This window comes from Paraburkholderia sp. USG1 (genome assembly GCF_031570135.1).
In the GTDB taxonomy this organism is placed as follows: Bacteria; Pseudomonadota; Gammaproteobacteria; order Burkholderiales; family Burkholderiaceae; genus Paraburkholderia; species Paraburkholderia dioscoreae.
Window position 1 is genome coordinate 1 of record NZ_JAMWXW010000052.1, and the last position, 12,131, is coordinate 12,131.

Annotated in this window: 8 protein-coding genes; 5 read left to right on the forward strand and 3 right to left on the reverse strand. The window is 60.5% G+C overall.

Translation table 11 applies throughout. From position 1 onward, the window contains the following. Positions 1–150 precede the first annotated feature (150 nt). The 3 genes from NE850_RS37955 to NE850_RS37965 form a co-directional block, all read right to left on the reverse strand. Complete coding sequence (locus NE850_RS37955) at positions 151–369, reverse strand: YdcH family protein (RefSeq protein WP_007176078.1); 219 nt, start codon at positions 367–369, stop codon at positions 151–153. Between the two features lie 184 nt (positions 370–553). Further along, positions 554–2,185, reverse strand: a complete 1,632-nt coding sequence (locus NE850_RS37960) for a PEP/pyruvate-binding domain-containing protein (RefSeq protein ID WP_165187700.1) — start codon at positions 2,183–2,185, stop codon at positions 554–556. Next, positions 2,182–4,143 carry a phosphate transport regulator gene (locus NE850_RS37965; RefSeq protein WP_165187702.1) on the reverse strand — a complete coding sequence of 654 codons (1,962 nt, stop codon included), beginning with the start codon at positions 4,141–4,143 and terminating at the stop codon, positions 2,182–2,184. Before NE850_RS37965 ends, NE850_RS37960 begins: the two co-directional genes overlap by 4 nt. Positions 4,144–4,400: 257 nt before the next feature. Between NE850_RS37965 and mgtA the strand changes: the two genes are divergently transcribed. From mgtA to NE850_RS37990, 5 genes are all read left to right on the forward strand, one after another. After that, complete coding sequence (gene mgtA, locus NE850_RS37970) at positions 4,401–7,079, forward strand: magnesium-translocating P-type ATPase (RefSeq protein WP_007176081.1); 2,679 nt, start codon at positions 4,401–4,403, stop codon at positions 7,077–7,079. 727 nt (positions 7,080–7,806) lie between these two features. Beyond that, positions 7,807–8,178, forward strand: coding sequence for a hypothetical protein (locus NE850_RS37975; RefSeq protein WP_007176083.1), 372 nt, complete (start codon positions 7,807–7,809; stop codon positions 8,176–8,178). A 523-nt stretch (positions 8,179–8,701) separates the two neighbouring features. Further along, on the forward strand, positions 8,702–9,898 hold the full coding sequence (locus NE850_RS37980; RefSeq protein WP_007176085.1) for a fatty acid desaturase: 1,197 nt from the start codon (positions 8,702–8,704) through the stop codon (positions 9,896–9,898). Between the two features lie 87 nt (positions 9,899–9,985). Further along, complete coding sequence (locus NE850_RS37985) at positions 9,986–10,363, forward strand: VOC family protein (protein WP_165187704.1); 378 nt, start codon at positions 9,986–9,988, stop codon at positions 10,361–10,363. Positions 10,364–10,439: 76 nt separating this feature from the next. Then, complete coding sequence (locus NE850_RS37990) at positions 10,440–11,987, forward strand: FAD-dependent monooxygenase (RefSeq protein WP_165187706.1); 1,548 nt, start codon at positions 10,440–10,442, stop codon at positions 11,985–11,987. Positions 11,988–12,131 lie beyond the last annotated feature (144 nt).

Here is a 12,131-nt window from a genome sequence, read left to right on the forward strand (position 1 = left end):
TTGACCACTACAACGAGTCGCATCCGCACAGCGCCCTGAAATACTGCTCACCACGCGAGTTTCGCCAGCGAGCAGATTCACCAACCTAAGCGTGACCGCATGTCCGGTCATGCAGGGGCAAGTCCAAGTTCATCACCGGGGGAACGCAGGTTACGCTGCGGAAGCTTTCTTCAGAACAGCGTAGAGCTCGTCTTTGAGCTGAAGCTTTTCTTTCTTTAGTGCTTCGATAGCGATGTTGTCGGAAGGGGTAACGCCCGTTTCCATGTTGCTGATCTGGTGGTCCAGTTCATTGTGACGTTCGAAGAGCCGCGAGAAATGAGCGTCTTCGGTTTTGAGGCGGGAAATCAGGTCGCGAAATTCGGGGAACATTCAACACTCCTTTTTTGGATCACAGGCGAAAGATCTCGCCTTTCATGGGTTAGTGTTTCACCAGATGGAATGCTCAACCTTGATTCTTGTCAAGGTGCTATCGGTCGGGCGCGGCGCCGTTGATGAAAAAGGCGTTATCGCCAATCGCTCAATCGCTTCGGCTTCGCCAATCACGCAGCCCGCCTTACGGCGCGCGCAGCCGCTCAAGGCGTGCCTGCAGTTCGCTCATCGGTTCGACGACCGTGCGTGCCGTGCCCGCATAGATTGCACCGTCGTTGCCGTCGAGGGTCACTTCGTCGCCCTCATGCAAGACAGTATCGCCCAATTGCAGCGTGCGTGCCGACTCGTCGAGGCGCAACGCCGTGCAGCCCACAAGGCAGACCTTGCCGAGTTGCCGTGCCACAACCGCCGCATGCGAGGTGCGTGCGCCGCGCTGCGTGAGCAGACCCGCCGCCACTTCCAGCGCGGCGATGTCGTCGGTCTCGGCGTCGCGCCGCACCAGCACGACCGATGCGCCGGCGGCATGGCGCGTGCGTGCGCGTGCTTCGTCGAAGGCGATTTCCCCTGCCGCGACGCCGTTGCTCGCACTTGCGGCATGCGCGAGCGGCGTCAAGGGGCGATCATCCGATGCCACGATACGCGTGCGTGTCAATGCAGCGGGTTTCAGTGCGGCGGTGCGCTCGCGTGCCACGTCGGCACTGATCACGCCCTCGTCGAGCAGATCCAGCGCGATCCGCGCGGCGGCCTGCGGCGTGCGCTTGCCATTACGCGTCTGCAACATGTACAGGCGCGCGTCCTGCACTGTGAACTCAACGTCCTGCATGTCGTCGAGCGCATGCTCGAGTCGCGTCGCGGCATCCTGCAATGCCTTCCAGACCGCGGGCATCGCCTGGGCCAGTTCTTCGTGGCCGCGCGCGCTACGCCGGCCCGATACGACATCTTCTCCTTGGGCGTTGAACAGGAAGTCGACCCAAAGCTTCGGCTCGCCGCTGACCGGATCGCGCGTAAATCCGACGCCCGCGCCCGAACGGCCGCCGGCATTGCCGAACACCATCGTCTGCACCGTCACGGCAGTGCCGATTGCGTCGCTGATACCGCACTGTTTGCGGTAAGCGCATGCCCTGTCCGATTGCCAGCTTGCGAGCACCGAGCCGATGGCATTCGCCAGTTGAACCTGCGGATCCTGCGGAAATGGCTGGCCGGCGGCGCGCTCATAGGCGGCGAGGCAACGATGCGTGAGTTCGCGCAGTTCGGCGAAATCGAGTCCGTGCTCGTCGCGTGTCCCGGCGAACGCGGTGTATTCCGCTTCGAAGATAGACGAGGGCACGCCGGCCACCAGTTCACCGTAGCTGGCAACTAGCCTGCGATAAGTGTCCCAGACCAGACGGGGATTGCCGGTCTGGCGGAGCATGCCGGCAAGCGTGGTATCGCACAGGCCGACGTTAAGCAGCGTATCCATCATTCCTGGCATGGACACGGGGGCGCCCGAGCGCACCGAGAGCAGGAGCGGCTGGCGTGCATCGCCGAAGCGCTGACCGGTGGTGCGTTCCAGTTCGTGCAGACCGGGTTCCCATACCGTGCTTGCAGTCGCGGTTTCGCGCGCCTGAGCATCGCGGCAGTAGTGCGTGCCGAGCACAAAAGCCGGCGGCACCGGCAGGTCGAGCTCAGCCATGCGCAGCAGGTTGTAGGCCTTGAAACCGACCTTTTCCGCCGACGCGCCAGCCGGGTCGGGATTGCCGCGCGGTGCGCCGTCGCAGCCGATCAGATAGACCTCGTCGGGCCAGAGTTGAACGGCGTCAGGTTGAAGTGCTGTCATGTGTTCGCTCCGGTTTCACCGAATGCGACGTCGCGCAACGCGTAACCGGCCACCAGCAGACGATCCGAGGCCAGTTCGAGTGTGTTCGCGAGGTCGTGGGCGAGCATCAATGCGGCGGCGTCGCGTACGACGGCGAGAATGGCGCGGCGTGCCGCGCGCAGCAGTTCGTCGCACTGGCGCTCTGAACGCAGCACGTTCCACGACGCGGCCAGAAAGGCATCGCTGTCGATCGTATCGCTTGCGTTACCGAGGCAGCGCGCAATAGCGAGCGACTTGACGTGCTCCTGGGTGGCCATCAGCACGGTTTGTGCGAGGCGCGACAGCGATTCGTGAACATTGCCGTCCCAGCCTTGCTGATGACCGTCGGCGATCAGGCTCATCAGGAACGCGGCTTCTTCGAGTGCGTCGGCGATGTCGTCGGAGAGTTCGAGAAGGTGCTTGAACGGCTGCCAGCGAGGCTGACGCTGCGCCTGCTCACGCGCGCGCATCACCAGATGGTCCGCCTGCCGCTCCCATGCCTTGGCTCTGGCGGCCTGTGCTTGCGCGGGGTTCTCGCCCGCCGGCGGCGCGGACATGACGTCGTGCGTCAGGCCGTCGCTTACCGCTTGCGCGAGTGCATGGCAGTAACCTGCGTGCTCCTCCAGCAGTTCGAACGCGCTGCTGTGCTGGTGCACGCGCCGCGCGAGCAACAACCGCGTCTGATCTGCGACGAGCGCCACGGGTTGCCCGCTGAGCAGGGCGTGGCTTGCCATCTGCAGCACTTCGATCATGAACGCTCGCGCATCGTTCGCGCCAAGCACCGTGTCGAGCCGGTCGCCGATGCGAAACGACCCTTGACCGACGGCCTGCATGGCAGCGTAGATGAGCTCTTCGCCACCGGCCTTCAACCAGGCCATGTGGCCGGCTTCGAGCCGGACTGCCTCGCGCAAGACCTCGATGGCGTGGTCTTTGTCGACAAACGAGAGCAGCCGCTTGCGGGCTCTGTTCCAGTCGATCAGGAACACGATGCGTGATCCGATTCCTTCCAGCGTGGTTTCGAGCGCCCGCTCGTCGGCGCAATCGAAGCGTGCAACGCCGAACGTGTAGGCGTCGCCTTCGTTCAGCGTGGCGTTCACCTTCGATTGCAGGTCGCTCCACTTCGCACCATAAGGCACCAGCAGCGCCTGGAAGAACTCGAAGCGCGGCCGGTGCAGATCCGAATAACTCAGCGTGATCGTCAGGCCTTCGATCTGCACGACCAGTACATGTACATCATTGGTGCCGATGTCGTTCTGCACCAGCAGCCGCTCGCCGTCACGCGTCGCGGCCGTGTCGAGCCCGGGATGGTCGAATTTGAGCGGCGCCGTGCGGTTCAGCCCGCGCATGAACGCGACGACGCGCGCGCGATCTGCCGGTTGCAGTTGCCACACGTGCGCGCCGTCGATCTCCTCGCTGGAGAGCGTACTCGCCAACTGGTTGAGCGCATGGTGAAGGTCCATCACCAGCAAATGCAGGCTGTCGTCGCCATTGGTTCGCTGGCCGCGCGTCAGCGATTGCAATTGCGGGCGGCCAAGGCGTTCGCCGCGCAGCGTGTCGAGTTCGTCCAGCCAGTGCTGGACACGCGTGTGCAACGCGTTTGCCGGATCATCCGGTTGAAGGAGCGGCCGCGCCATCGTCTCCAGATCTTCGGCGAGACGCTGTACGAGACGTGCGAGATCGGGCAACAACAGCGTGCCGTCGACCAGCGAAGCGCTCGCCGGCATGTCCCGAAGCCAGGGCGCGTCGACGTGAGCGGCGACAAGTTCCGCAGTCAGATCCGGTAATTCGCGGTCGGGATGTTCAGCGTGCGCGAATGCAACCTGCAGCACGCTCAGGTAGAGCTTCAGGCGGTCGTTGGCAGACAGCGCCGCCTTGATCCAGCCTGGCAGCAGCAGGCTGCGCTGTCCCATTGCAGCGATTGCTTGGGTCTTTTGCGTCATGGCAGCCGGTTGTCTGGGTAACTCGCCCAGTCTCGGCTGCCTATATGACACTTTCCTGACAGCGGTGGCCACGCGGGAGCGTTCGTTGATACACGTCAACTGAGCGCCGATTGACCTGCGCGAGCATCCGCAGAACCGCATATGACGTGTGCAGGGTGCATGATGGTGAGGAAGAATTCGCACGAGAATTCTTCCTCACCTCTCCTTTTCCGCAAACGAAGGGCGCCGGTGTTGTTCAACTTCCGATCGACCAGGCCATGATATTTCTCGACGGCAAATATGGCATGCGCACCATGATCCCGGTCCTGACGACCTGGCTGCGACGTTCGCCGTCGCCGGCCACTGTGCACGTGTCGGCCACCTGCAGCGAAACGCTCACCGAGTTCGCGAGGGTTTCACCTGACGAAGCGCTCCAGCGGCTGCACAGTGCGGCGAGCGGCCTCTCCGCCGAGGAGGTAGCAGAGCGCTTACGTACTACCGGCTCCAATCAGGTGGCTCACGAAGTGCGCCACACGATCCTCGGTGAACTCGCCAACAGATCGGTCAATCCGCTGAACCTGCTGCTGTTGTCGCTGGCGGGCGCATCGTACTTCCTCGGTGATTCACGCGCCACGATCATGATCGCGGTGATGGTCGTGCTCAGCGTTTCGCTCGGTTTTCTTCAGGAGCACCGTTCGAACAAAGCCGCGGATGCACTGCGGCGGATGGTGCGCACGACCGCCACGGTGCGCCGGCGTACAACGGGAACCGAAGCGGATCATGTCGACATTCCCATCGAGCAGCTCGTGCCGGGCGACGTCGTCCTGTTGTCGGCCGGCGACATGATTCCCGCCGATCTGCGGCTGATCTCGGCGAGAGATCTGTTCGTCAATCAATCGACACTGACCGGCGAGGCAATGCCGCTCGAGAAAGTGGCGCATGCCTCCGGCGGCGCCGCGCAGACGCATTTCGACCTGCCGAATATCTGTTTCATGGGCAGTGCCGTTGTCAGCGGTGTCGGCTGCGGTGTCGTTGTGCTCACGGGCGGCAGGACGGCTTTCGGCCGCGTCGCCGACCTGATAGCCGCGCAACGCGTCGAGACGAGCTTTGACAAAGGCATTGCACGATTCACCTGGCTGATGATGGCTTTCATTCTGGTGATGGTTCCGCTCGTATTCGTCATTAATGGCCTGACCAAAGGTAACTGGTTCGAGGCGTTGCTCTTCGCGGTCGCGGTGGCGGTGGGACTCACGCCCGAGATGCTGCCGATGATCGTGACCGTCAATCTCGCCAAGGGTGCGATTGCGATGTCGCGGAAGAAAGTCATCGTGAAACGCATCAATGCGATCCAGAATTTTGGCGCGATGGATGTTCTTTGCACGGACAAGACCGGCACGCTGACGCAGGACCGCATCATTCTCAAACGCCACCTGGATCTACACGGAGACGAATCGGATCAGGTGCTCGAATATGCCTATCTGAACAGCGCGCACCAATCGGGTCTCAAGAACCTGCTCGATGTCGCCGTGCTAAAGCATGTGGAGCTTCATGAGCAACTCAAGGTACACGAGCAGTACACCAAGATCGACGAGATGCCGTTCGATTTCGAGCGGCGCCGCATGTCAGTCGTGCTCGCGCGGGGAGACGGTGCTCACATCCTGATCTGCAAAGGGGCGGTGGAGGAGATTTTCTCGGCGTGCACCCGTTATGTGATCAACGGCGATATGGGCACGCTCGACGAACGCAATTTCACCGCGGCAAAAGAAGCCACCGCTGCGCTCAATGCAGACGGGTTTCGGGTCGTCGCGGTCGCCTATAAGGAGATGCCGCCGCAGCAGGCTACCTATACGGTCGGCGACGAGGCCGATCTGATATTGCTCGGCTACATTGCGTTTCTCGATCCACCGAAGGAGACGGCCGCGGCGGCGATCGCAACGTTGAAAGAGCGCGGCGTGCAGGTGAAGATTCTTACCGGGGACAACGATATCGTGACCCGCAAGATCTGCCATGAGGTTGGACTCACGGTGGACCGGGTCGTGCTTGGCAAGGAACTCGAAACACTGTCGCCCGCTCAGTTGGCGGATCTGGCGGAAACCGCTTCTGTTTTTGCCAAAGTATCGCCGTCGCAAAAGGCCTCGATCATCGACGCGTTGCATCGGAAGGGACATGTCGTCGGTTTCCTGGGGGACGGCATCAACGACGGGCCCGCGCTGAAGGTTGCGGACGTCGGCATTTCCGTTGATAGCGCGGTCGACATCGCCAAAGAGTCCGCCGATATCATTCTGCTGGAGAAGAGCCTTGCCGTTCTTGGCGAAGGCGTGCTCGAAGGCCGCAAGGTGTTCGGCAACATTACCAAGTACATCAAGATGGGCGCCAGTTCGAACTTCGGGAACATGTTCAGCGTGCTCGGCGCCAGCATCATCTTGCCGTTCCTGCCAATGGCGCCGATCCAGGTGCTCACGAACAACCTGCTATACGACTTTTCGCAGACCGCCATTCCCACCGACAACGTGGACGAAGAGTACCTGCGTGTGCCGCGGCGCTGGGATATCGGCAACATCGTCAAGTTCATGCTGCTGATCGGGCCGATCAGTTCTATCTTTGATTATGTGACTTACTTCATGATGCTTTATGTCTTCGGCGCGTGGGACAAGCCTTCGCTGTTCCAGACGGGCTGGTTCGTGGAGTCGCTGCTCACCCAGACGCTGATCATCCATATCATCCGGACTTCGAAGGTGCCATTCCTGCAGAGTCGCGCAAGTGCGGCGCTGATCGCGACGAGTCTCATCATCGCCGGCGTGGGAATCGCCATACCTTATACGTGGCTCGGCACGTTCCTGGGCTTCATTCCATTGCCGTCGGCGTACTGGCCGGCCCTTGTGCTGATCCTCCTGAGTTACGCCGTGCTGACGCATCTGATGAAAACTTGGTTTGTGCGGCGATTCGGGCTGGATTGAGTGCTGGAACTTGCGCGATGATGCCGGCGAACGGGAGTCAGGCGGCTCGCGGCGTGGACCGCTGCCAGGGCTACGGATTCCTTCGCCGCGAGTGAGTAGCGCAACGCTGCCGCAAGCGCTCGTAGAAACACATCCTCGGCGTATGGTCGATCCATACACTTCGTGCGTTTCGCGGCGTCAGTACACCTTGGCGTATTCCTACAAGCGCTTGCGGCAACCGTCTACGAAAAGAACGCGAACGGCAAAATTGCGGCGACGGAGATAGCGACTCCGACAGTGGTAAACCCCGAGCCAATCGCCAGCACCGTAGAAACACTCGCAGTAGCTACAAGCCCCCGACACCAGCGGCGCTGGATCTGACGGCCGACGATTACGCTTCTGTTCCTACCGGCATGTTCGATATTCACTGCTGCCATTTTCCTGTACTGACGACATCTCATCCAGAACATCTGGAACCTCGCTCTCCGATTTCGAGATTCTGTCATCGACCGTATAAGGAAGTTATAAAACCGAAGGGTGCGTACTGTTAATGCGGTATATCCAGGCGCGCAGCCCAGGATGCAACCGCATGTGATCTCTGGCGCATGGCTCGTGATTCCGCTCAACCGACATGCTTTCTTTATCGGCAAGCTCGCGCTTTATACGAAGGATTTAGGCGCTGCTCGATATCATCGCTCCGCTTGACGCCGCTGCTCCACAGCGAGGCGCCATTCTTGGGAGAAAAATCATGTTTGAAGCTGGAAAAGAGTATTCTCGGGAAGAGATTCATAGTGTGACGGGAGGATGCAAACAGGCATTCCTGCCGGTGAAGGGCGGGAAGGTCGTTGCTGCGAGATTGCGTCAGGATCTCAACCCGCATGCGCCGGATGTGATCGTCTGCGACAGCAGTGCCGCAGCACGTGCGGCCGGCCGAACGCTCGCGCGACAGACCGATCCGCTTCCTGTATTTGTCAGAACGGCGACTGACCGGTTTCGTTACATGGGCGAGTACGTCACGGACAAATCGCTTACCGCGCCGGGCGACTACGCACAATACGTGCAGAACACCGGCTTTACGCTCGGCCAGATTTCGCGCGTGATCAAGATGAAACGACGTTGATCTCAAGGATCCGTTGATTCGTAATCGTCCCTCCGCTGGCTGGGTTGTCGTTCATGCCTAGCCGGCAACTCACGCCGTGGTCGGCCGGCAGATCGCCGTGCTGCGCTCCGTGCGCTCCTTGCCGACTGGTATCTGGGCGAGGATGTCCATCGTTGATCACCTCTATCCCGCGCCGATAACTTATTGCCAACCGGTGCGGCACCGTACCGACTTGTCATGTGGTTTTGGACATCATGAACGCGACGGGCGTTGAAAGACGTGGCCTGACGGCAAAGTCATGCCCGGATTGCCAATGCCAGCCTTGCCGGCGATCACACGCCGCCGCCCATTCGGAGGACAACCGGCATGAATCCACTCACATTGTTCATTTCCACCGCTTTTGTTTTCGCCGCGCTCGATGTGTGGCAATCGGTTCGACCCGAATCCAATGCCGCGCGCGTCCGCTCTCTGACCGCCTGGGGCCTCAGGCTAGTGGTAACACGCTCCCGGATCGGCGCTACCTCGTTGTAGAAAGAAGGTCGACTTGCTTAGTCATTCACTCGCATTTCTCTCAGACGGCCTATTGGCCCTTTCATGGTGGCAGATCGTGCTGGCCACACTGGTGTCCACGCACATCACCATCGTCAGTGTGACGGTCTACCTGCACCGATGCCAGGCGCACCGCGCGCTTGACCTGCATCCTCTGGCCAGCCATTTTTTCCGCTTCTGGCTGTGGATGACAACGGGAATAGTGACCGGCAAGTGGGCGGCGGTCCATCGCAAGCACCACGCGAAGTGCGAAACACAAGAGGACCCTCACAGTCCACAATTCAGGGGCATCTGGAAAGTGCTGCTGGGCGGTGCCGAGCTCTATCGAACCGAAGCGAAGAACGGTGAAACACTGCGCAGGTTCGGCCACGGCACGCCGGTCGACTGGATGGAGCGGAACGTCTATGAAAAATATCCGGATCTCGGCGTCAGTTTGCTGATGGTGATCGATATCTTGCTGTTCGGTGTCGTCGGCGTGTCGGTGTGGGCCATCCAGATGATGTGGATTCCTTTCTGGGCAGGCGGCGTGGTCAACGGGCTGGGCCATTTCTGGGGTTACCGCAACTTCGGTCCTCCTGATGCGAGCACGAACGTGTTTCCGATCGGCATTCTGATCGGCGGCGAAGAGCTTCACAATAATCACCACGCATATGCAACATCCGCAAAGATGTCGAACAGATGGTACGAGTTCGACGTCGGCTGGATGTACATTTGTGTCCTTTCCGCGCTCGGTCTGGCGAAGGTCAGGAAAGTGGCGCTCAGACCGCATCTGGTCGAAGGCAAGTCGATACTCGACGACGAGACGCTGCAAGCCGTGCTTCGAAATCGCTGCGAGGTGATGGCAAGTTATGCCCAAACGGCTGAGCATGCGTACCGGCAGGAACTTGCGCGCGTGAAGCACATGAGCCGGCGCGAGAGAGCCGTGCTTATGCGTGGCGTAAGAAAATGGTTTCGCGACGGGCAGGCGGCGCAAGACGGGGCGCGTCAACCGGTGCCGACAGAACTCTGCGACAACCACGCGAAGCTTCTGGTCTACGTTGAATTGCGCGAAGATCTGGCGGCAATCTGGGAGCGCTCGAACCGTTCTCGCGAACAACTGCTCTGCCAGTTGGAGGAGTGGTGCCGACGTGCTGAACAGAGTCGCATCGACGCCCTGAGGGAATTCTCGATTCGTCTTCGTCGCTACGGCTGATGTTCGTTTGGCTTAACCCAGTCAACCAGACATTGCGTGGGACAAGTAGAATGGGCTAACACCAGCTACAGTGTCCGGGGGGTGCTCATGCTTGACCACATTATCCTTTCCGTGAGCGATGTAGAACGTTCGCTTGCTTTCTATGACGCCGCACTCAAGCCACTTAACATCAGATACTTCATGCCCTATAAGGGAGAAAACGGTCATCCCGATCTGTGGGGATTCGGTGACGGCCAGCGCGCGATCTTCTGGTTGAAGCAGGGCAAGCCGGATCCCGGAGCAATCCATTGGGGGTTCGTGGCGCCAGATAACAATACGGTCGATGAGTTCTACAAGGCCGCAATTCTGGCGGGCGCGAGAGATAATATTTCGCCTCGCGCGAGACTGGAATATTATTCGGGCTACTACGCTGCCGATGTATTTGATCCTGACGGATATTCGTTCGAGGTCGTGCATAAAAGCTAGCCGTGCTGACGGCGGCCGCCCACAGGCTTTCTCGATACCACACGGCAGCGATCAAGGCACTTAAAGGAATTTCACTTTGATCTATGACGTTGTGATTGCCGGCGGCGGCCCCGTCGGCCTGTTTCTCGCCTGTGAGTTGCGCCTCGCGGGCCTGCCGGTGTTGGTGCTTGAGCAAGCCGAGGATCCGGGCTCCCCGTTGAAGCGTCTTCCGTTCGGATTGCGCGGCCTGTCTGCACCCACCATCGAAGCCTTCTACCGGCGCGGTATGCTGAACGAGATCGCCGCGCCCCAACGCGCGAAAGACGATTCGGGCAGCAGCGTGCCGAATGCCGCACATTGGATGCAACAGCAACGCCGCCCCGGCGGCCATTTCGCCGGCATCCAGTTCTATTACGACAACATCGACACCTCGAAGTGGCAGTACCGCTTGCCAGGTCCGGCCGGCACCAGCATGGCGGTCGAGATGGAGTACCTCGAATCCGTATTGGCCGCGCGCGCAATGGCGTTGGGGGTGGAGATCAGGCGCGGCCTGAGTGTGGATGGTTTCGACCAGTCGGAAGAGGGCGTGACCGTTCACGCCGGCGGAGAAATTTTTCGCGGACGATGGCTCGTCGGTTGTGACGGCGGGCGCAGCACAGTGCGCAGAGCTGGCGGCTTTGAGTTCGTCGGCTCGGATCCCGAATTCACCGGCTATTCCGTTCAGGTCGAGATGGCTGATCCGGAAAAGCTCAAACCGGGCCGCCACTACACGCCAACGGGCATGTACACCTATCAGAAGCCCGGAACCATCGCGATGGTCGATTTCGATGGGGGCGCTTTCCATCGAACCCAGCCGGTCACGCTCGATCATGTGCAGGCGGTGTTGCGCCACATCTCTAACACCGACGTCACCGTGACGGCCCTTCAGCTTGCCACCACGTGGACAGATCGCGCCTATCACGCCACGACCTACCGCAAAGGGCGCGTGCTGCTCGCAGGCGATGCCGCGCACATCCATTCCCCGCTAGGCGGCCAGGGCCTCAACCTTGGTCTGGGTGACGCAATGAACCTCGGATGGAAGCTTGCTGCCACCATCCGTGGCGACGCGCCCGCCGGTTTGATCGACAGCTATACGAGCGAACGGCATCCGGTAGGAGCGCAGGTTCTCGACTGGTCGCGCGCCCAGGTCGCAATCATGCGGCCGAGCCGCAGTTCGCGCGCGCTCGAAGCCATCATCCGTGATCTCATCGACACCCGCGATGGTGCTACCTATTTCGCCGAGCGCGTCTGGGCTACTTCTCTGCGCTACGACCTTGGCAGCAGCCACCCGTTGGTGGGCCGCAGCGCTCCCGACTTCGAGCTGATCGACGGGACGAAGCTCGGTGAGCTTTTCACGAAGGGGAGAGGCTTATTGCTGGACTTTGACTCTCGCACATCGCTTCAGGAACTGGCGAGCCGCCGGAGTGACCGCATCACGTATGTCGCAAGCGACGTCAAGGATCGGCTTGGTTTGAGCGCGGTGCTCGTGCGTCCTGATGGCTTCGTCGCGTGGGCCTGTGCAGCTTCCCCTAACGATCATGAGGCAGCTCAGGCCGCGTCGCAATGGTTCGGTAAACCTGACGAAGAGACGCATTCTCCTGTGTGAGCCGCCGCGCGCGGACAGCAGACCTTACAGCAACGACTGTGTGGTGAAGCGTTAGGTATCGCCAACATCGAGCAATGCGTCAGAACTGAAAAGCAAAGCATAAAAAACTGTTTGTCATTGCAATACCGGTCGGCCTTTAATAAC

Bases quoted from the DNA above. Each gene is read 5' to 3' on its own strand.
- NE850_RS37965 (WP_165187702.1), bottom strand. From the start codon at position 4,143: ATGACGCAAAAGACCCAAGCAATCGCTGCAATGGGACAGCGCAGCCTG.
- NE850_RS37960 (WP_165187700.1), bottom strand. From the start codon at position 2,185: ATGACAGCACTTCAACCTGACGCCGTTCAACTCTGGCCCGACGAGGTC.
- NE850_RS37985 (WP_165187704.1), top strand. From the start codon at position 9,986: ATGCTTGACCACATTATCCTTTCCGTGAGCGATGTAGAACGTTCGCTT.
- NE850_RS37955 (WP_007176078.1), bottom strand. From the start codon at position 369: ATGTTCCCCGAATTTCGCGACCTGATTTCCCGCCTCAAAACCGAAGAC.
- mgtA (WP_007176081.1), top strand. From the start codon at position 4,401: ATGATATTTCTCGACGGCAAATATGGCATGCGCACCATGATCCCGGTC.
- NE850_RS37975 (WP_007176083.1), top strand. From the start codon at position 7,807: ATGTTTGAAGCTGGAAAAGAGTATTCTCGGGAAGAGATTCATAGTGTG.